General features: G+C 71.4%; 20 protein-coding genes. 6 read left to right on the top strand and 14 right to left on the bottom strand.

The annotated features are described in order from the left end of the window. Positions 1-59 precede the first annotated feature (59 nt). The 7 genes from DEJ19_RS02075 to DEJ19_RS02045 all read right to left on the bottom strand — a co-directional run bounded on the left by DEJ19_RS02075 (position 60) and on the right by DEJ19_RS02045 (position 5,881). Positions 60-968 carry an aminoglycoside phosphotransferase family protein gene (locus tag DEJ19_RS02075; protein ID WP_111233615.1) on the bottom strand — a complete coding sequence of 303 codons (909 nt, stop codon included), beginning with the start codon at positions 966-968 and terminating at the stop codon, positions 60-62. 150 nt (positions 969-1,118) lie between these two features. After that, positions 1,119-1,754, bottom strand: a complete 636-nt coding sequence (locus DEJ19_RS02070; protein ID WP_181441568.1) for a DNA alkylation repair protein — start codon at positions 1,752-1,754, stop codon at positions 1,119-1,121. Further along, positions 1,751-2,554, bottom strand: a complete 804-nt coding sequence (locus DEJ19_RS02065) for a sulfite exporter TauE/SafE family protein (protein ID WP_111233613.1) — start codon at positions 2,552-2,554, stop codon at positions 1,751-1,753. The genes DEJ19_RS02070 and DEJ19_RS02065 overlap by 4 nt, the downstream gene beginning before the upstream one ends. A 122-nt stretch (positions 2,555-2,676) precedes the next feature. After that, on the bottom strand, positions 2,677-3,774 hold the full coding sequence (locus DEJ19_RS02060; RefSeq protein WP_111101227.1) for a type I restriction endonuclease: 1,098 nt from the start codon (positions 3,772-3,774) through the stop codon (positions 2,677-2,679). A gap of 124 nt (positions 3,775-3,898) precedes the next feature. Further along, on the bottom strand, positions 3,899-4,297 hold the full coding sequence (locus DEJ19_RS02055) for a sigma factor-like helix-turn-helix DNA-binding protein (RefSeq protein WP_146250686.1): 399 nt from the start codon (positions 4,295-4,297) through the stop codon (positions 3,899-3,901). Further along, positions 4,294-4,503 (bottom strand): ribonuclease PH, encoded by a 210-nt coding sequence (locus DEJ19_RS02050; RefSeq protein WP_258377435.1) that lies wholly within the window; start codon positions 4,501-4,503, stop codon positions 4,294-4,296. The genes DEJ19_RS02055 and DEJ19_RS02050 overlap by 4 nt, the downstream gene beginning before the upstream one ends. 181 nt (positions 4,504-4,684) lie before the next feature. After that, positions 4,685-5,881: a peptidoglycan DD-metalloendopeptidase family protein gene (locus tag DEJ19_RS02045; protein ID WP_110865535.1), complete on the bottom strand. Its 1,197-nt coding sequence runs from the start codon at positions 5,879-5,881 to the stop codon at positions 4,685-4,687. Positions 5,882-6,040: 159 nt separating this feature from the next. Here DEJ19_RS02045 and DEJ19_RS02040 point away from each other — a divergent pair, with 159 nt between their 5' ends. After that, positions 6,041-7,921: a gamma-glutamyltransferase gene (locus tag DEJ19_RS02040; protein ID WP_111233611.1), complete on the top strand. Its 1,881-nt coding sequence runs from the start codon at positions 6,041-6,043 to the stop codon at positions 7,919-7,921. 145 nt (positions 7,922-8,066) lie between these two features. On the opposite strand, the gene DEJ19_RS02035 is transcribed toward DEJ19_RS02040, so the two are convergent. Both DEJ19_RS02035 and DEJ19_RS02030 read right to left on the bottom strand, forming a co-directional pair. Beyond that, positions 8,067-9,110 (bottom strand): NAD(P)-dependent alcohol dehydrogenase, encoded by a 1,044-nt coding sequence (locus DEJ19_RS02035; RefSeq protein WP_111024593.1) that lies wholly within the window; start codon positions 9,108-9,110, stop codon positions 8,067-8,069. A gap of 22 nt (positions 9,111-9,132) precedes the next feature. Then, positions 9,133-9,747: a DUF805 domain-containing protein gene (locus DEJ19_RS02030; protein WP_111233610.1), complete on the bottom strand. Its 615-nt coding sequence runs from the start codon at positions 9,745-9,747 to the stop codon at positions 9,133-9,135. Positions 9,748-9,870: 123 nt separating this feature from the next. Here DEJ19_RS02030 and DEJ19_RS02025 point away from each other — a divergent pair, with 123 nt between their 5' ends. The 3 genes from DEJ19_RS02025 to DEJ19_RS02015 all read left to right on the top strand — a co-directional run bounded on the left by DEJ19_RS02025 (position 9,871) and on the right by DEJ19_RS02015 (position 12,237). Next, a complete protein-coding gene (locus DEJ19_RS02025; protein WP_027467170.1) occupies positions 9,871-10,311 on the top strand; it encodes an OsmC family peroxiredoxin in 441 nt (146 codons plus the stop codon). Positions 10,312-10,406: 95 nt separating this feature from the next. Beyond that, positions 10,407-10,661, top strand: a complete 255-nt coding sequence (locus DEJ19_RS02020) for a hypothetical protein (RefSeq protein ID WP_110865538.1) — start codon at positions 10,407-10,409, stop codon at positions 10,659-10,661. A 58-nt stretch (positions 10,662-10,719) separates the two neighbouring features. After that, a complete protein-coding gene (locus DEJ19_RS02015; RefSeq protein WP_111040059.1) occupies positions 10,720-12,237 on the top strand; it encodes a threonine/serine exporter family protein in 1,518 nt (505 codons plus the stop codon). 109 nt (positions 12,238-12,346) lie between these two features. Here the strand turns inward: DEJ19_RS02015 and DEJ19_RS02010 are convergent, their stop codons facing one another. Continuing rightward, positions 12,347-12,541, bottom strand: coding sequence for a DUF2795 domain-containing protein (locus DEJ19_RS02010; RefSeq protein ID WP_027467172.1), 195 nt, complete (start codon positions 12,539-12,541; stop codon positions 12,347-12,349). Between the two features lie 91 nt (positions 12,542-12,632). Beyond that, entirely contained in the window at positions 12,633-13,316 is a 684-nt protein-coding gene (locus DEJ19_RS02005; RefSeq protein ID WP_111233609.1) for a TetR/AcrR family transcriptional regulator, read from the bottom strand. A 169-nt stretch (positions 13,317-13,485) separates the two neighbouring features. Between DEJ19_RS02005 and DEJ19_RS02000 the strand changes: the two genes are divergently transcribed. Beyond that, positions 13,486-13,803 (top strand): hypothetical protein, encoded by a 318-nt coding sequence (locus tag DEJ19_RS02000; RefSeq protein ID WP_111233608.1) that lies wholly within the window; start codon positions 13,486-13,488, stop codon positions 13,801-13,803. A 97-nt stretch (positions 13,804-13,900) separates the two neighbouring features. Here the strand turns inward: DEJ19_RS02000 and DEJ19_RS01995 are convergent, their stop codons facing one another. Further along, entirely contained in the window at positions 13,901-14,827 is a 927-nt protein-coding gene (locus DEJ19_RS01995; RefSeq protein ID WP_111233607.1) for an SDR family oxidoreductase, read from the bottom strand. Between the two features lie 198 nt (positions 14,828-15,025). On the opposite strand from DEJ19_RS01995, the gene DEJ19_RS01990 reads away from it, so the two are divergent. Beyond that, the gene (locus tag DEJ19_RS01990) at positions 15,026-15,763 is read left to right on the top strand and encodes a hypothetical protein (RefSeq protein WP_111233606.1); all 738 of its coding nucleotides are present in this window, start codon (positions 15,026-15,028) and stop codon (positions 15,761-15,763) included. Between the two features lie 6 nt (positions 15,764-15,769). On the opposite strand, the gene DEJ19_RS01985 is transcribed toward DEJ19_RS01990, so the two are convergent. Together DEJ19_RS01985 and DEJ19_RS01980 are read right to left on the bottom strand one after the other, a co-directional pair. Further along, positions 15,770-16,552: an endonuclease/exonuclease/phosphatase family protein gene (locus tag DEJ19_RS01985; RefSeq protein WP_111233605.1), complete on the bottom strand. Its 783-nt coding sequence runs from the start codon at positions 16,550-16,552 to the stop codon at positions 15,770-15,772. A 38-nt stretch (positions 16,553-16,590) separates the two neighbouring features. Continuing rightward, positions 16,591-18,093, bottom strand: coding sequence for an LCP family protein (locus DEJ19_RS01980; protein WP_111233604.1), 1,503 nt, complete (start codon positions 18,091-18,093; stop codon positions 16,591-16,593). Positions 18,094-18,164: the final 71 nt, after the last annotated feature.

The following is an 18,164-nucleotide window of genomic DNA, read 5'->3' as shown; positions in this document are numbered from 1 at the left end:
TCCCAGCCCCGCGTCCCCCTCGCGGACGTCGGCGCGGGTGGGCAGCGGTGGTCGCGACCTCAGGCGAGGACGGCTGCGAGGACCCGCTCGTGCTCGTCGCGACCACCCGGTCCGGCACTGCCGGCGAGCATGATGAGCGCCTTCCACAGCGCCCAGCCCCGGGCGCGCGTCCATGTGTCGTCGTCCAGGTCGACCGCCTGCCGGAACACCCGTCGCGCCGGGCCGTCCAGCATCGTCCACGCGAGCACGAGGTCGCACGCCGGGTCGCCCACGCCGCACGTGCCGAAGTCGATCACCGCGCACAGCCGCCCGGTGTCGTCGACGAGCAGGTTGCCCGGGGCGACGTCTCCGTGGAACCAGACGGCCGGCCCGTCCCAGCGGCTGGCGAGGGCCTCGGCCCAGACCGCTTCGCACGCGCCGCGGTCGACGACGGCGCCGCCGGTCCTGCCGCTGCTGCTGCCGCCGCCGCCGAGCGTGTCGAGCGCCGTCCGCACCTCGGCGTCGTACACGGACGGGTGCTCCCCCCGGTGGAACGAGTGCGCGCCGGCGGTGGGGCCGCCCGTCGCCGGGACGCTCCGGAGCTGCCGGAGCACGGCACCGACCTCGGCAGCGAAGCGCTCGTGGTCGAGGTCGTCGACCTGCACGGCGGGCACCCCGTCGAGCCACCGCCGCACCGACCACGGGAACGGGTACCCCTGGCCCGGTTCCCCGAGCGCCACGGGCTCCGGGACGGCGACGTCCAGCCGCCGGGCGAGGTACGGCAGGACGTCCTGCTCCTTCTCGACCGCGGGCACGTAGCCGGCCGCGCTCGGCAGTCGGACCGACAGGGCGTCCCCGAGCCGGTAGGTGCGGTTGTCCCAGCCCTGGTGGTCGACCTCGCGCACGGGCAGGTCGGCCCAGTCGGGGAACTGCTCCGCGACGAGTCGTTCGACGAGTCCGGCGTCGATCCGGGGCACCTCGGTGTGCATGCCCGCAGCCTAGGCGTCGGACCGGCATGGCGGTGGGGCCGGTGCGCGCTGGGGCTCAGCAGCGGGCGGACCCGCATCGGGCCTCCCGGCCGTCGCCTCAGGCGGGTTCTGCCAGGGCGAGCAACGCCTCCCGCACGACCGCGAGCGCCGTCAGCCCCGCAGGCGGTCGCGCTCCGCCGGCGGCAGGTGCTCGGTCGCCGTCCGGCGAGCCGCCGGGCTGAGGAACCGGCCACTCTGCTCGAGGAACGCCACGAGCGCCGCCTCGGACGCCCGCTTCCCCGTCTCGCGCAGGACCAACCCGAGCGCCGACTGCACCGTCTCGCTGCGCTCCCGCACCAGGCGGCCGGCGATCCCGAGTGGCACCTCGGCGTCGCCCTGCTTCACGAACGCCAGGGTCGCCACGACCGCGATCCGCCGGACCATCGCGACGTCGGACTTCGCCAGCGCGAACAGCGGGCCGGTCGAAGCGCCCAGCAACGGTGCGCCGACGAGTTCCTCGGCCGCCAGGTCGACGAGCACCGGGTCCTCGAACCGCTCGGCCTTCGCCACCGACAGGTACTCGTCGGTGAGCTCCGGGTCGGGGTGCGCCCGCATCGCCTGCACGAGCAGCAGGACGGCGACGAGCTTCGCGCCGTCGTCCTCGCTCCAGAGCAGCGCCGAACGCTCGCCCTCGTCGAGGTCGTGGAACTGCCGCGCGACCCTCCGGGCCGCGGCGACGTCACCGGTGGTGCGGGCGAACGCCGCCAGCACGGCCTCAGCGTCGCGCCCTGCTGGGAGGCCCGTCACGCGACCTCCCCCTCGCTCGCGTCGCTCTGTGGTGCCCTCCGACGTCCGCGGCTGAGCACGATGACCGCGACGACCACCAGGAACGCCGCGAACAACCAGGTGCCCATCTGCGGGTCGACCAGCCGCGCCAGCACGGCACCACCCGGCGAGCACACCGCGGCGGTGATGCCGACCGTCAGCCCGACCCGCAGGTCGACCGCGCGACGCCGGAGGTTCGCGACCGTCCCGGACACCGACGTCGGCACCATCGTGAGCAGCGACGTGCCCTTCGCCAGCAGGTCACCGGCACCGAGCACGACCTCGAGCCCCGGCACGATGACGACCCCGCCTCCGACGCCGACGAGCCCGGACAGCACCCCGGACAGCAGCCCGAGCAGCAGCAGGACGACCGCCTCGACGACGCCGAAGTGCACCTCGCCACCGCGGGTCGGCACCGTGGTGAACAGCGACACGAGCACGACGGCGATGAACCCGACGAAGATCCACGGCAGCGCGCGGAGCGGCAGGGCACGGAGCAGCCGGGCACCGATCGGGGCGCCGATGACGCTCCCGACCGCCAGGGTCAGGGCCGCGAGCCAGTGCACCTCGCCCTGCACGGCGTAGGTGACCGCGCCGACGACGGCCGCGGGGGCGATCGCCACGAGCGATGTGGCCGAGGCCCGACGCTGGTCCATCTGTGCGAAGGCCATGAGCGCCGGCACCACGATGACCCCACCACCGACGCCGAACAGCCCGGACAGGACGCCCGCCAGGACCCCGATCGCCACCAACACGAGCACCGTTCCACCGCGCTTCCTCATCCCGCCCAGGCTATCCGCGCCGCGGGCGCGCCCTCGCACGGTGCGAGGCTGCCCGCACTTGGAGTGCAGAAATGGTCGGGTCCCCGAGGGCGACCCGACCATTTCTGCTCACGAAGCGAACGTCAGCTCGCGAATCGCTGAGTAGCTTCCCGAATCGCTGCAGCGTGCAGGTAGATGTCGTCGAGGTTCTCGATCGGGTGCTTCGTCTCCGCCTTGTTCTCGTCGAACAGCCCGAGGTACTTCTGCTTCTTGCCGTTGAACCAGAGGCGCGCGATGGGCTTGCGGTTGTTGTCGTCGAGCAGGACGGCGAAGTACGACTTCTGGTCCCGGTGCGCAATGCGATCGGGCTTGACCTCGCTGCAGGCGATCGCCTTGACGATCTGGTAGCCCTCGAGTTCCTCGAGCGTGGTCTCGATCTCGGTGTCGCGGTCGAGGTCATCCTCAGCCACGGCCGCGCTCGTCATCGCTTCGGCTGGGGCTTCGGCTCCGACGGGGGCACTGTACGAAGCGCCGAGTGCCGTCTTGAGCCGGTCGTTCACCTGCTCGTTCAGGAACTGCTTCGACGCCTTCGCAACCAGCGTCGTGAACTGGGTACGGGCCTCCTGGGTGAAGCGACCGTCGTAGACGCGCGTCGTGAAGAGGCGAACGAAGTCTTCTTCCGGCTCACGGAACTGTGCGGCGATAGCTCGCTTGATGGAACCGACGTACTTGAGTTCCTCGGCGGCACTGATGACCGAGTCCAGATCGAAGACGTCCTTGGTCAGCTTGCTGAGCTCCGGCAGCAGGGTCTCGTCGATGTCGGCGAGATCGAGGACGAGGAAGGGGCGGTCGTCCATCTTGTTCGGCGCATCGAGGTCCGTGTAGAAGTTGTAGACCTCGCCGTTCGTGAGCACCGCGATGCGGGCGTTCGTGACGGAGAAGTACCGGAACAGCTGCGACGCGTGCTCGATCTTCAGGGGCTCGGTCGACTTCTTGCACTCGATGAGGATCTGCACCTCGCCGTCGCGCATGATCGCGTAGTCGACCTTCTCGCCGCGCTTCACGCCCACGTCCGCCGTGAACTCGGGCACGACCTCGAGCGGGTTGAACACGTCGTAACCCAGGATCGTCGAGATGAACGGCATGACGAACGCGTTCTTCGTCGCTTCTTCGGTCTGTATGGCCTCGCGCTGGTTCTGCACCTTCGTCGCCAGCGCAGCGAGACGCTCTTCGAACTCCATTGTTCCTCCCCTGTGGTCGCTGCAACGCTAGTTGAAGACCTGTCAACGATGGGCCGATTGTCCCGCCCCCGTTCGTGGGCTACCACGAACCGCTCGTACGGGGCGCGCAAGGAGGGTGCGAACGCTAGGACGCAGCCAGGGCCGGCTCGCCCTCGTGCACGAGCTGGTGCACCCGCTGGTAGGAGACACCGAGGACGACCGCGATGTCCCGCAAGGTGAGGCCATCGTCCTTCAGCGAAACGGCGATCGCTCGCCGCAGCGAAAGGGCTCGGGCTTCCTTCGCCTCAGCCTCGGCCCGCAGTGCGGCGGCCTCTTCGAGCGAGCGCGCCAGGGCTGGTTCGAGCTCAGCGCGGATGACCACGGTGACCTCGTCCTGATCGACCTCGGCGACGAAGGCGATCGCTTCACGCTGGGCATCGGCAGCCAGATCGAGCCGCCGGACCTGCGAGATCGCTCCGGGGAACTGGTCGTTCTGCACGATCCACCAGTTGCCCTCGCGATGCGCACGTGACGTGTAGGTCATCGCCACCACCCCTTCCCGAGCTCTTGCTCGAACTGCTTGAAGAACGCCCGAGCGGTGCCGTCGGCGATCTCGGAGTGCCGCCCGACGGTGCTCCGGGTCGACCCGACGATGATGCCGGTGTGGTTCGTGAGCTCCACTTCGCGGTACTCGAGGCCAGCCGCACGTGCCGCGGTCTTGATGCGCTTGAGCACGGCCTGGCGTTTCACAGGCTATGTCTACTGCCCTTGATTCATCAAGACAAGCGGCATAGACAAACCGGGATACCGGCGCCCTCGCACGGTGCGAGTCCCGTCATCGAGTGAGCAGAAAAGGTCGAGTGACCTCGAGCCACCCGACCTTTTCTGCTCACTCGATGCACAGGGCGAGGACGCCCCCGCCCCGCCCGCCTCAGCGGAAGTGCATGTTCTTCAGCGGGTCGACGAGGGTGCCGTTCCGCCGCGTCTCGACGTGCACGTGCGGCCCCGTCGACTGCCCGGTGTTGCCGGACTTCGCGATCTCGGTGCCGAGCTTCACGATCTGCCCCTGCTTCACCTCGATCTTGCTGAGGTGCGCCGTCAGCACCGCCGTCATGCCGTACGTGACGACGATGTAGTTGCCGTAGGCCGCGTCGTTCGCGATGGTCTTGGTGACCGTCCCGGTCCCGGAGCCGTACACGGCCGTCCCCACCGGCACCGGGGCGTCGGTGCCCTGGTGGTAGCGCGGCACGTGCCCGGCGCCGCGGTCGTCGCCGTACCGGCCGGTGATCTTCGTGCCGTTGACGGGCCAGGCCAGGCCGGTGACCGGCCGGCTCGACCAGACCCGGGTGTCCTTCGCGCCGTAGAGCACGACGTTGCCGTCGACCTGGACGAGCAGGTTGCCGGACCCGGCGGTGCTGGTGCGCGAGCTCCAGAGCGCGACCTTCTTGCGCGAGGCGTCACGGGTCCAGATGACGAAGTTGCCCTTGGCCTGCAGCTCGGCCCAGGCGCCGGGGTGTCCGCCGGTGCGCGACTGCCAGACGACGCGACCGCTGACCTTCTGCACCAGGTTGCCGTCGGTGCGCATGTTGAGGATGCGCGTGTTCGAGGTGTCGGATCGCAGCACGGTACCGCCCAGGATGGTGTTCCCCGACGGGACGCGGTCCTGGTAGCCGTTCCAGCTCACGACGACGGTCTTGCCGGCGAGCAGCGCCATCGTGCCGTCGGCGCGCACCTTCAGCGCGGTCGAGTTCACGGTGCCGGCCGAGGCCCAGCGGGCCACACGCTTGCCGTTCTTCGTGATGTCGAGGGCGCGGTTCTTGCCGACCACGGCGATCGCGCCGGAGTTGCCGGCGGTGTTCGACGCCCACAGCACACGGTTGCCGATGCCGTACTCCACCAGGTTGCCGTCGCCCTGCATGATGAGCTTGAACTGGCCGTTCGGCGACGTGACCTGGTCGCCGGGCAGGATCTTGGTGCCGGCCGGGGCCGAGCCGACCCAGACCGCAGAGGCCGCTGCCGGTTCGGCTGTCGCCACGAGCGCCCCCGCCGCCAGGGCCAGTGCCGTCACGGCGCCGGCGATGCGTGGGAGTCGGCGCGCACGTGCGACGGTCGACGGAGTGGTGGTCATGGATCCCCTGCCCTGGAACCGACCGTGCGAGCGCGCGGTCGTTCGGCGCTCGCCCTGCACGAGTCGCCGAACGATGTTCGCTTTTCTGCGCGGGGTGCACAACCCCTTGGACGGGGGGTGTACAGCACGGAGCCGATCGCCGCGGGACAGGATGGGACCATGTCGACGCCGAACCCCGCCTTCGTCCCGCCCGCTGCGCAGACCACCCGTCCGGACCTGCGGGGCACGTTCGGGATGGCGGCGTCGACGCACTGGATCGCGACGGCGACCGCCCAGTCGGTGCTCGAGCGCGGAGGCAACGCGTTCGACGCGGCCGTGGCCGGGGCCTTCGTCCTGCAGGTCGTGGAGCCCCACCTGAACGGCCCCGGGGGCGACCTGACGGCGGTCTTCGCGACGGCGGTCAACCCCGTGCCGACGGTGCTGGTCGGTCAGGGTCCCGCGCCCGAGGGCGCGACCCCGGAGCACTACCGCGCCGAGGGCCTCGACCTGGTCCCCGGCTCCGGCGCGCTGGCCGCGACCGTCCCCGGCGCGGTCGACGCCTGGCTGCTCCTGCTCCGCGACCACGGCACGTGGGAACTGGCCGACGTCCTCGCCCCCGCGATCGGGTACGCCCGCGACGGCCACCCGGTCGCACCTGCGGTGGTCCGGACGATCACCGCCGTGCGCGGCCTGTTCGAGCAGCACTGGCCCACCTCCGCCACGCAGTGGCTGCCGGGAGGCACGGTGCCGGTCCCCGGGGACCTGGTGCGCAACGACGCACTCGCCGCAGTGCTCGACCGGCTGATCGAGGCCGGCGCCGGTGCCGGCAGCCGGACCGGCCGCATCGATGCGGCCCGGTCCGAATGGGCCGAGGGGTTCGTCGCCGAGGCGATCGACCGGTTCGTCCGCGAACCGCACCGGCACGCGTCGGGCACCGACCACGCCGGGGTCATCCGGGCGTCCGACCTGGCGGCGTTCCGCGCGTCGTACGAACCCGCGATGACCGCCGAGTTCCGTGGCTGCACGATCGCCAAGACCGGACCGTGGGGCCAGGGTCCGGCGCTCCTCCAGACGCTGCGGCTGCTCGAACCGCTCGACGACGCCCTGCTCGACCCGTCGACCGAGCTCGGCGCGCACACGATCGTCGAGGCGCAGAAGCTCGCCCTCGCCGACCGCGAGGCGTTCTACGGCGACGGCGAGGTCCCGATGGACGTCCTGCTCTCCGACGCTTACGCCGACGAACGTCGTACGTTGATCGGCGAGCGTGCTTCGGCCGAGCTCCGACCCGGCACGATCGCCGGGGTCGAGCACGCGCTGCCGCCGGTCCGGACCTCGTACGACTCCGCCGGGTCGGTCGGGGTGGGCGAGCCGACCGTGCAGGTCGCCCGCGCGGCCGAAGCCGACACCGAGGTCCCGCCCGCCGCTCCGCTCGAGGACCGCGGCGAGCCGTTCGTCACCCCCGACGGCGAGACCCGCGGCGACACGTGCCACATCGACGTCGTGGACCGCTGGGGCAACATCGTCAGCGCGACCCCGTCCGGCGGGTGGCTGCAGTCGTCGCCGACGATCCCCGAGCTCGGGTTCTGCCTCGGCACCCGACTGCAGATGACGTGGCTCGAACCGGGCACGGCCTCGACCCTGCGGCCCGGCGAGCGCCCCCGCACGACGCTGACCCCGACCCTGGTGCTCCACGACGGGCAGCCGGTCGCCGCGCTCGGTTCCCCCGGCGGTGACCAGCAGGACCAGTGGCAGCTGCTGTTCCTGCTGCGCTGGATCGTCGGCGGCTACTCCCCGCAGCAGGCGATCGACGCACCGGCGCTGCACACCACGTCGTTCCCGGGGTCGTTCTGGCCGCGCACGTGGGAGCCCGCCGGACTGGTCGTCGAGGACCGCCTGGGCGACGAGGTCATCGCGGCGCTCGAGGCCCGCGGACACGTCGTGACCCGCGGCGGTGACTGGAGCCTGGGCCGGCTGTCGTGCGTCACCCGCGACCCGGACACCGGGATCCTGGGCGCTGCCGCGAACCCGCGCGGCGCGCAGGGCTACGCCGCGGGACGCTGACCGGCGCCCGTTCCTTCCCAGAACACCCGCACTGGAAAGTGGAATCGGGCATACCTGGTCAGAACTTCCGACCGGGTACGCCCGATTCCATCAGGTACACCGAACCCATCAGGTACGCCCGAATCGACCAGGCACGCCGGGGGCCTCAGAGCGTCGGGACGACCACCGCGCGACCCGAGAGTTCGCCGGCCTCGAGCTTCCGGTACGCCTCGAGCGCGTCGGACAGCGCGTAGCGCTCGACGTCGGGGACGATCTGCCCCGCGCGGTACATCGCGACGACCTCGTGCAGGTCCTCGATGGTGCCCCAGTAGGTGTTGGTGATCGTCGACTCGTACGGCGTCGCGAAGAAGTTCCACTCGGTGGTGCCGCCCGCGATCCCGACGACGGTGAACCGCCCGCCGACCGCCATCGAGGCCTGCGCGACCTTGATCGTGGGGGTGGCACCGACGAAGTCGAAGGCCGCGTCGACGCCACGTCCGCCGGTGATCTCGCGGATGCGCTCGGCCTGGTCCGGGCCGCCGGGGACGGTGATCGCGCCACGGGCGGCAGCGCGGTCCATCGCGTCCTGCTTCATGTCGGTCGCGATGACCGTGGCACCGGTGAGCGCCGTGAGGATCTGCACGGCGATCTGCCCGAGGCCGCCCAGGCCGACGACGAGCGCGAAGCGACCGCCACCAGCCAGGTTCGGCAGGGAGTTCTTGATCGCGTGGTACGGCGTGAGGGCGGCGTCGCTCAGCGGTGCGGCGGCGACCGGGTCGGCGTCGCCGAGCGGCACGAGGTTCCGCGCCGGGACGCTCACGTACTCCGCCATGCCACCGTCGCGCCCGAGGCCGATCCCCATGTAGGGGTTCGTCGCGGCGTTCTCGCAGTAGGTGTCCTGCCCCTTCGAGCAGTACGAGCAGTGCCCACAGCCGACCGGCCCGTAGACCAGGTAGGCGTCGCCCTCGGCGAAGCCGGTGACCCCGTCGCCGACGGCCTCGACCCAGCCGGAGTTCTCGTGGCCGAGCACGAAGGCGGGGGCCTGGGCTCCCGGCTGCCCCTGCTGGAACTCGCGGTACACGGCGACGTCCGAGTGGCAGGCACCGGCGCCGGCGACCTTGAGCAGGACCTCACCCGGCCCGGGTGCGGGCTTCGGGACCTCGGTCAGGGACGGGAAGGTCTGGTACTGCTCGAACACGACGGCGCGCATGGGGTTCTCCTTTGATCGCCCTTCACGCTACACCTGTCGTTGAGGACGACATGTGTCGCCCAGTTGCCTCGGGACCACGCCCTCCCGCGAACAGTCCGCGGTCGAACCGTGCCCCACCAGGGCGCGACGACCGCGCCACCATGACACCCAGCACGACCGCGCCGAGCGGTCCGGTGAACACGAGGAGCAGGATCCACAGCCCGGCATGGTCCCGGTCGTGCAGTCGCCGCACGAGCAGCGACCACCGGGGCACGATGGTCAGGATCGTCGGGACGAGGATCGCAAGGTCCCACGCGTCCGGCCAGACGTCCCGCCCACCGCTGCCCCAGCCGAACCACCCGTCCCGCCCGCGGTCGATCAGGTGGAACGAGACCCGCGGTGACGGGACGACCCCGAACGGGTCCACGTACATCTCCCACCGCCCGCCGGTCCCGTGCACGCCGACGACCCAGAGGGCGACCCCGACCAGCGCGAGCTCGAGCGCGACCACCCACCAGAACTCCGAGCGACTCGCCCGCCCGTGGAACCGCCACCCCTGCGTCCAGAACCGGAGCCAGGCGACCACCGGGTTCGTCACGTCGACCGGACCCTGCTCGAGCACGGCCCCGCGGAAACCCGTCACGCTGCTGTCCCCCATGTGCCAGATCGTAGGGCAGACCTGCGTCTTCGCCGTGAGCCCATTGCGAGAACGGTCGTTCTCCGATTGACTCAGGAGCGGTGGTCCCGTTCGGGGCCGCTCCCCCACACGAAAGGAGCGGGCATGCCCACTCGCACCGCACGCACCGCCTGGAACGGCGGCCTCGAGGACGGTTCCGGCCAGGTCGAACTCTCGAGCTCGAAGGTCGGCACGTACGACGTCTCGTTCCCGAAGCGCACCGCCGAGGACGCCGGGGGCACCACGAGCCCCGAGGAGCTCATCGCCGCCGCACACTCCGCCTGCTACGCCATGCAGTTCTCCGCGGTCCTCGGCGAGGCCGGCGGCACGGTCGAGGCCCTCGACGTCAAGGCCGACGTCTCGCTCGGCCCGGACCCGGCCGGCGGCTTCCGCCTCACCGGCATCGTCCTGACCGTCAGCGGCGAGGTCTCCGGCATCGACGAGGCCGCCTTCCTCAAGGCCGCCGAGGACGCCAAGGCGACCTGCCCCGTCAGCAAGGCGCTGACCGGCGTCGAGATCACGCTGCACGCGACCTTCGAGCAGTAGGCGCGGGACGTAGGAGCGTCACCACCTGACGGACGGGAGGCCCGTGGCGACCCCGCCACGGGCCTCCCGTCCGTCGTCCACCTACGCTGGGTGCCGTGCCCCGCTTCCTCGCCACCCCGACCCTCGTCGCCCTCTGGCTCGGCCTGCTGGCCGTCGTCGTCGGGATCGTGTTCGTGCTGACGACTCCGACCTTCACATTCGGCTTCGCAGCCTTCGCCCCGCTGTCCGACTACGCGTTCGTCGCAGGGAGCCGCCCATGGCAAGCGACGGTGGGACCGGTCCTCGTGCTGGTGGGCGCGGTCGTCGCGGCGTTCGCCCTCGGTCGTCTGAGCACGCGCCGCCGGGGCTGATCCGAAGGCGTCCAGCGGACGTCCGGACTCGGCCGCCGTCGACTGGCACCATGGCGTGATGGCCGAGCAGCACCCCCCGGGCCCGCACAAGCCGGGCCGCCCACCCCGGCCACGACGCCGCAGCCTCGCGCAGCACGACCTGCGCGACGCACGAGCCCGCCTGCGCGGGACGATCTACGAGCACGTCGAGCCCGACGCCAAGGGGCGCGACCAGTACACGGCGACCCAGATCGTCGACTTCTGCCTCGACCTGGCCGAGGTCATGCTCGCCTCGGGTGCCGACACCCGTAGCGTCGAGACGGCGGTCGTCGCGGTCTCGACGAAGTGGAACCTCGCGCCGCTCGACCTCGACTTCTCCGGCAGTTCGGTGACCATCCAGTACGCCCCGGCCGACGTCCCGCCGCTCGTCAAGGTCCGCACCGTGCGGTCGGACGGCTCCGACCTCGACAAGCTCGCGCGGGCGAACCAGATCGTCGACGACCTGATCCACGACGACCGCGACATGACCTCGGCGGTGAGCGCCCTGGTCGCCGTCCTGCGACTCCCGCCGCGGTGGCCGATGTGGCTGTCCGACGTCGGCCTGTCGATCCTCGGCATCTCGATCGCCGTGCAGGCCGGAGGCGGGTGGCGGGCCGGACTCGGGGCGTTCGTGCTGATGCTCGGGATCATCGTCTCCGGGCGCTGGCTGACCGACCGGGGGTACCCGCAGTTCTTCGTGTCCGGGGCGCAGGGCGCGGTGGCGTCGGCGATCGGCACGCTGGCCATCTGGGCCGGCGTGCTGAACGCGAACGGTGCGGCGACGATGGTGGCGGCGCTCGTGGTGCTCCTGCTGCCGCACCCGTCCCTGGTGACCTGGGCGCAGGACGCCATCTCGGGGTTCCGGGCGATGGCCGTGGCCCGGGCGTTCTACATCGGGCTGGTCATCGCCGCGATCGTGGTCGGGGTGCCGGCCGGGATCGCGATGACGCACTGGCTGCGGATCGAGGTCGACCCGTCCGGCATCGTGACGCAGACCCTGCCGCTCTGGGCGTCGCTGTCGCTGACCGTGGTGTCGGCGGGCGCGAACTGCTTCGTGCAGCAGGCGAGCGCCCGCGTGATCCCGGTCGCCGTGGTGTTCTCGGTCGCCGCCGGTGCCGCGCTGTGGGCGCTGCGGCAGGCCGGGCTGCCGCTCCTCGGGGCGACGTTCCTGGCGGCGGTGCTGCTCGGGGTGCTCTCGACCTACGCGGCCGTCCGGATGCGCACGGCCGTGGCGGCGATCGCGGTGCCGGCGTTCTGCGGGGCGCTGCTGCCCGGTGTCGCCGTGTCGAACGCCCTGCTGAACTTCATGTCCGGGTCGTCGAGCGCCGCGCTCGACTTCGTGGCGGCGGTGTCCGTGGCACTCGGGATCGGCGCAGGCCTGGTGCTCGGCGGGCTCTTCGCGACGCCCGGTGCCCGTCGAGCGCTCCGCCGGACGCGTCGGGTCGTCGTGCACTCGGTCCACAACGACACCACGGCGCTGCGCGTCATCCGTGACACCGGGTACGACCCCGGCGACGGTTCGGTGCCGCGCGGGTCGCGCTCAAACGGCGCTTCGTGAGCGGCGCGGGCTCGGCCGGCACCGCTCCGTAAGGCGCTTCGTGAGCAGAAGAGGTCGAGTGCGATGCACGCACCCGACCTCTTCTGCTCACCAAGTGGGTCCGCCGCGCTCAGCCGGCGTCGGACACCGCGCTCGACACCGCGGTCGGGGCGTCGTACTCGCCGTCCGGGATCGCGCGGAGCGCCTCGAGGACGTCGTCCGGGGCGCCCTCCTGCTCGGCCGTCGAGACCACGTCGTCCTTGGACGCCGGGTAGTCGATGCCGCTCAGGTACTTCTGGACCTGGATGGGGTTCGGTGCTGCCATGTCGGTTCCTTCCGTCAGGTTGCGCCTCCCGGAGTACCCGCGGGGCGCTGCACGACGACGCGGGGAACGCGCTCCGCGGACGAACCGCCGGTCAGATCTCCCAGCTGCCCGAGTCGTCGTCGTCCCACATCGCCAGACGGCGGGCGGCCTGCGGCTCGTACCGCTCCATCCAGCCGCGCTCGAGCCGGGCGACCGCGCGGTCGAACGCCGCCACCAGGTCGAGCTCGGAGCGCAGCAGGGCCTGGAGCTGCAGCCCCTCGTACAGGGCGATGAGCTGCTCGGCACCGCGGCGGGGGTCCATCGTGTGCGGGGCACGGCCGATCGCGACGTCGTGCTCCAGGCCGCGCTTGATCTGCGCGAAGAAGAGCTGGTACCGCGACCGCAGGTAGGTCGCCATCGGGTGCGCCGGGTTGCCCGCGACGGACAGCAGGGCGACGAGCAGGCGCATCAGGGCCGGGTCCTCGGCGTTCGAGGCGACGATGGCGCGGAGCAGGTCCACGGTCGAGCCGTCACCGACCTCGTGCGTGACCTCGTCCATCCGGGCACCGTTCCAGCGGTCCAGTGCGGCGAGGACCAGGCCGTCCCACGACGGGAAGTGCTGCTCCAGCTCGGCGACGCTGATGCCCATCCGCTCGGCGACCTGCACCGGCCGGGCCTCGTGGAAGGGGACGTCCCGGAGCAGGTCGACGGTGGCACCCACGATCGTGATCCGCAGGTGCAGCGTGGCCGCCGCGGCCGCTGCGGCCTGCGTGTCGGCGCTGGTGTGTTCGAGCATCGTGCCCTCCGTCGTCCCCGGACGTCCTGTCCGTGTCACCCCGGGTCCGGGGTACCTCCATCCAAACGCAGAACGGGGGACACCAGAATCCCCGGTACGGGTGTCGGCACAAGGGGGGACAGACCACGACGTCGAGCCGGTTCGCGGCCGTCCGTGCGACCATGCGGGCATGACCCCGAACGACCCCACAGCGCAGGGACTCGCGACCATGGCCTCGACGGGCTTCGAGTTCGGCGGCGACCCCGACCAGGTGGCGCACGACGTCCGGGCCATGTGGGAACAGCTCGGACGGCCCGTCGGTGCGTTCGAGGCGGCGGCCCGGGCCATCGCCGTGCTGCCCCAGCGCCCCGAGGTGCCGATCGCCGACCAGGCTCGCCGTCGCGCGTTCGAGCAGGCGATCGGCATCAACCCCGTCGAGGTCGAGCTGGCCGCCGCGATGTCGGCGCGCGAGCTCCTCGAGCGGATGGCGCGCTCCGTCAGCTGCTGACGCGACCAGGCGCCGTGGACCGGACCACACGGACGACGGGAGGCGCGGTACCCACCGGCACCGCGCCTCCCGTCAGAGTCCCGTCAGGAACAGCGCCCTACGGCGTCGGCATCCCACCGTCGACGTGCAGCGTCTCGCCCACGACGTACGACGACTCACCGCTCGCCAGGAACACGTAGGCCGGCGCGAGCTCGGCCGGCTGGCCCCAGCGGCCCAGGTAGGTCTGCTCGCCCGCGCTCGGCAGCGCCTCCGGCGGCTGACCGCCGGCCGGCTGCAGCGGCGTCCAGATCGGGCCCGGAGCAACCGCGTTGACGCGGATCCCCTTCGGCGCGAGCTGCGCGGCCAGGCCCTTCGCCATGTTGTTCACGGTCGCCTTCGTGGCCGCGTAGTGCACCAGGTGCGGCGACGGGGCGTACGCCTGAATCGACGTCGTGTTGATGATCGTGGAGCCGGGCTGCAGGTGCGGCACGGCGGCCTTCGTGATCCGGAACGTCGCGTAGGCGTTCGTCTTGAAGGTCTCGTCGAACTCCTCGTCGGAGATCTTGGTGATGTCGTCGACGTTCTGCTGCTTGCCGGCGTTGTTCACCAGGATGTCGAGGCCACCGAGCTGCTCGACCGCGTCGGCCACGAGCTGCTCGCAGACCTCGAGCGAGGTGATGTCGCCCGGCAGTGCGACGGCCTTGCGGCCGGCTGCCTCGATGAGCGCGACGATGCGGTCGGCGTCCTCCTGCTCCTCGGGCAGGTACGAGATCGCGACGTCCGCACCCTCGCGGGCGTAAGCGATGGCCACAGCGGCGCCGATGCCGGAGTCGCCGCCGGTGACGAGCGCCTTGCGGCCGGTCAGACGACCCGAGCCGCGGTAGGTGTCCTCACCGTGGTCGGCGGGGACGTTCTGCGCCATCTCCGCGTCGGTGCCGGCACCCTCGAGGTACTGCTCGTCGGGCTTCTTGTCGGCGTACATCTTCGTGGGGTCCTGCATCACGTACTGGTCAGGCCCGGTCTGGTCGTTCTGCTGGTCCGTCATGCCGCCGACGGTACGCAGGGGGTCGCTGCGGGCCGTCCAGGAGGCTGTCCCCCGTTGCGCGGAGCGGCCTGCGCCCGTCGACCGCAGCGCTCCAGGGCCGCAGGTGCGTGATCCTCGTTTGTCACGGTCCGGTGACGGGCAGGCTCCGATTCGGTAACACCTGTCGTTCTGTTCCGATCGAGGCCCTACCGTCGAACGGTGACTCCTCGGACCCTGCTGGCGCTCGGCGCCGCCGTGCTGGCCTTCTCGGCCAGTGCGCTCGCGTTCGACGGCACCGCCGGGCTCGGGGCAGACGTGGCCGTGGCCGCCGAGACCTCGCACGACGCCGCTCCGGTGCACGTGACGAAGGCGGAACTCCGCCGGGTGGACTCGATCGAGCTCGACGCCGAGGCACTCGTGCTCCGGAACGGCGACGACACCGTGGTCAAGTCCTCGATGCGCGACTCCGGTCTGACCGTGAGCGTCCTGAACCGTCTGCTCGGCACACCGTCCCGCACGCAGACGGCCGAGGGAGACGGCGGGGCGTGCTTCCCCGCCGGCACCACCTACACCTGGGGCGGCGCCATCCGCGTCGCAGCCCTGACGACCGACGCGGCGGCCGGCAACGCCGTCGAGATCCGGGTGCTGCGCGACTCGGTCCGCAGCGTGCTCGGCCGGCAGATCGAGCTGATCGGCCCGGGCGGTGTCCGGGTGGGCGACGACATCGCGGACGAGATCGCCGACGCTCCCCGCTCGGAGCGGGTGTCCTACGGCTCGGACGACTCGCGCGCCTGGCAGCTCCTGCTCCGCGAGGGCTGGGCCGACCGGCACGACGACGACGAGTCGAGTGAGCACTCCGACGACGCTGGCACCAACGGGGTCTCCGCCCTGACGAACGAGACGACCGTCACGGTGCTCGGTTCACCGATGCCCGTCCACGCGCAGCGCAGCTGCTGAAGCGACTCAGACCCGCAGTGTCGCGATCACCGGGAAGTGGTCGCTGGCGAACCAGGTCTCGGGGCCGTCGTGGTCGATCACGACGCGGTCCACGGCGCTGACGTCGCGGGTGAGCACCCAGTCGATCCGCTCGCCCGAGCCGACCGGCGGCTGCCAGTCGTTGAACGTGGCGGTGCGGTCGGCGGGGTCCCCCACGGCGAGCCAGGCGTCGGCGAACCCGGCCTCGGCGAACACCCGCGAGGCCGTCCCGCTGCCCGCGGGTTCGTTGCAGTCCCCCGCGAACACGACCGGGCCGGTGGTGCCCGCCAGTCGTTCGGCGATGAGCGCGGCACTCCGGCCCCGGACCGCGTCACCGTGCGCACCGGGCTCGTGGTCCAGGTGCGTGGTGAGCAGGGTGAACGCGGGCCCCTCGGCGTCGAGGAACCGGGCGTGGTTCGCGATCCGCGGGTACAGGCTGCCCCAGGTGTTCGAGACGGGCTCGTCCGGGGTGTCCGACAGCCAGAACGACCCCTCGTCGGACGGCCGGAACCGTTCGCGGCGGTAGAAGACGGCCGCGTGTTCGCCGGCGTCACCGCCCTCGCGCCCCTGTCCGACGTCGGCGTGGTCCGGCAGGCCGGCACGCAGGTCGTCCATCTGGTGCGCGAAGGCCTCCTGCACGCACAGCAGGTCGGGGTCGTGCCGGCGGATCAGGTCGAGCACGACCGGCAGGCGGGCCGGCCAGTCGTGCGCGGGGTCCGGGTTCTTGATGTTGTAGGTCATCAGGACGATCGGGCGTGCGGCGCTGGTCACACCGTGAACCTACCGATCGGTTGCCCGGCGGGTTCCCATCAGTTGATGCAGGTGCCCTCGGTGCCGTAGTTGTGCACGTCGGTCGACTTGGGCGTCGGCTCCTTCGCGGGCTTCTTCGTCGGCTTCGAGCCGGTGCTCGAACCGCCGGTCGACGGCGTCGAGGCCCCGGCGCTCGGCTCGGTCGCGATCGGCTTCGCGGTCTTGCCGTCGGTGCCGAGCACGAGCGTGACACCGGTGACCGCACTGGTGCGGACGGCGACGGCGCCGGGCACCACGGACGCGATGGCCTTCGCCTGCGACTCCTGACCGGCGGGGTACTGCACCTGGGTGGTCTTCGTCGTCGCGGACGAGCCGGCCGGGGCGACCTGGAAGCCGCGGGCGGTCAGGACCTGCCCCGCAGCCGTCGCAGCGCCCTCGACCCCGCTGCCGTTCAGCACGGTGACCGAGGTGTTCGCCGGCTGTGCGCGGCCCGCCTTCGTGTACGCCTCGGGTTCGCCGACCAGGCCCTGCACGAACGCGGGCAGGCCGACGGTGTCGACCTCGACGATCGACAGGGCGGAGCCGTTCACGTAGATGGTCGGCGTGCCGAGCGTCGGGATCGTGGCGGACTGGATGTTGCCGGGCCGCAGGTTGCGCATCTGTGACGCCAGGTCGATGAGGTCGGTGTCGGTCTGGATCGATCCGCCGACGGCCTTGAGGATGTTCCCCATCTTCACCGGGTTGAGCAGCGTCCCCGCCGACGTGACCTTCCGGGCCTCCTGCGACAGGAAGTACTGCTGGCGGACGTTGCGGTCCAGGTCACCGTTCGGCAGGCCGTGGCGCTGTCGCACGAAGGACAGCGCCTCCTTCGCGTTGAGCGAGGACTTGCCCGCGGGCAGGTCGACGCCGGAGTACGGGTCGCTGGTGGCCTGGTTGAGGCAGACGTCGACCGGGCCGAGTTCCTTGACGACCTGGTAGAAGCCGAGCAGCGAGACGCGGACGTAGTGGTCGATCTGCAGACCGCTCAGGTTCTCGATCGTCTTGATGAGCATCTTCGCACCGCCGGTGTCGCCGCCGCCGTTGAGCGTGCCGTAGTAGAAGGCGCTGTTGAGCTTGCCCTTGCCGACGTCCGGGATGTCGACGTACGAGTCGCGGGGGAACGAGATCATCGTCGCCTGGCTGCCGTCGGCGTTGATGTGCAGGACGATCATCGTGTCGGTGTTCGTCGCACCGCCGTCCGACGTCGTGCTCAGTTCCGCCATCTGCTCGGGGGTGGCGTTCTCCGGCCGGTGGTCGTCCCCGACGAGCAGGATGTTCTGCGCCTTGCCGTCGACGTCGTCCTTCGTGTCCTTCTTGCCGGTGATCGCGTTGACGATCGTGACGCCGTCGGACAGCTGGTTGTACGCGTACCCCGCGTACCCGACGCCCAGCAGGAGGGCCATCGTGAGCACCCCCGCGACGGCCGGGAAGACGACGCCTGCGCGTCGCTTCTGGCGCCCGTGGCGCGGCGTCGCAGCACCGCGGTGTGCGGGCTCGGTCGTCTGCTCGGGTTCGTTGCTCACCGGGAAACCATAACCGCCGCGCGGGGAACGGACATGGGATGCGCCTGGAAGGTCACCCCGTACTCGCCGTC

The sequence above is a fragment of the Curtobacterium sp. MCSS17_016 genome, from assembly GCF_003234255.2.
Taxonomy (GTDB): domain Bacteria; phylum Actinomycetota; class Actinomycetes; order Actinomycetales; family Microbacteriaceae; genus Curtobacterium; species Curtobacterium flaccumfaciens.
The sequence above is the reverse complement of the archived record's forward strand: the minus strand, read 5'-3'. Positions and strand labels throughout refer to the sequence as shown.

What these genes read in the sequence shown, in the direction of transcription:
- DEJ19_RS02075 (WP_111233615.1), bottom strand. Translation starts at nt 968, where the DNA reads ATGCACACCGAGGTGCCCCGGATCGACGCCGGACTCGTCGAACGACTC.
- DEJ19_RS02065 (WP_111233613.1), bottom strand. Translation starts at nt 2,554, where the DNA reads ATGAGGAAGCGCGGTGGAACGGTGCTCGTGTTGGTGGCGATCGGGGTC.
- DEJ19_RS02060 (WP_111101227.1), bottom strand. Translation starts at nt 3,774, where the DNA reads ATGGAGTTCGAAGAGCGTCTCGCTGCGCTGGCGACGAAGGTGCAGAAC.
- DEJ19_RS02055 (WP_146250686.1), bottom strand. Translation starts at nt 4,297, where the DNA reads ATGACCTACACGTCACGTGCGCATCGCGAGGGCAACTGGTGGATCGTG.
- DEJ19_RS02045 (WP_110865535.1), bottom strand. Translation starts at nt 5,881, where the DNA reads ATGACCACCACTCCGTCGACCGTCGCACGTGCGCGCCGACTCCCACGC.
- DEJ19_RS02040 (WP_111233611.1), top strand. Translation starts at nt 6,041, where the DNA reads ATGTCGACGCCGAACCCCGCCTTCGTCCCGCCCGCTGCGCAGACCACC.
- DEJ19_RS02035 (WP_111024593.1), bottom strand. Translation starts at nt 9,110, where the DNA reads ATGCGCGCCGTCGTGTTCGAGCAGTACCAGACCTTCCCGTCCCTGACC.
- DEJ19_RS02030 (WP_111233610.1), bottom strand. Translation starts at nt 9,747, where the DNA reads ATGGGGGACAGCAGCGTGACGGGTTTCCGCGGGGCCGTGCTCGAGCAG.
- DEJ19_RS02025 (WP_027467170.1), top strand. Translation starts at nt 9,871, where the DNA reads ATGCCCACTCGCACCGCACGCACCGCCTGGAACGGCGGCCTCGAGGAC.
- DEJ19_RS02015 (WP_111040059.1), top strand. Translation starts at nt 10,720, where the DNA reads ATGGCCGAGCAGCACCCCCCGGGCCCGCACAAGCCGGGCCGCCCACCC.
- DEJ19_RS02010 (WP_027467172.1), bottom strand. Translation starts at nt 12,541, where the DNA reads ATGGCAGCACCGAACCCCATCCAGGTCCAGAAGTACCTGAGCGGCATC.
- DEJ19_RS02005 (WP_111233609.1), bottom strand. Translation starts at nt 13,316, where the DNA reads ATGCTCGAACACACCAGCGCCGACACGCAGGCCGCAGCGGCCGCGGCG.
- DEJ19_RS02000 (WP_111233608.1), top strand. Translation starts at nt 13,486, where the DNA reads ATGACCCCGAACGACCCCACAGCGCAGGGACTCGCGACCATGGCCTCG.
- DEJ19_RS01995 (WP_111233607.1), bottom strand. Translation starts at nt 14,827, where the DNA reads ATGACGGACCAGCAGAACGACCAGACCGGGCCTGACCAGTACGTGATG.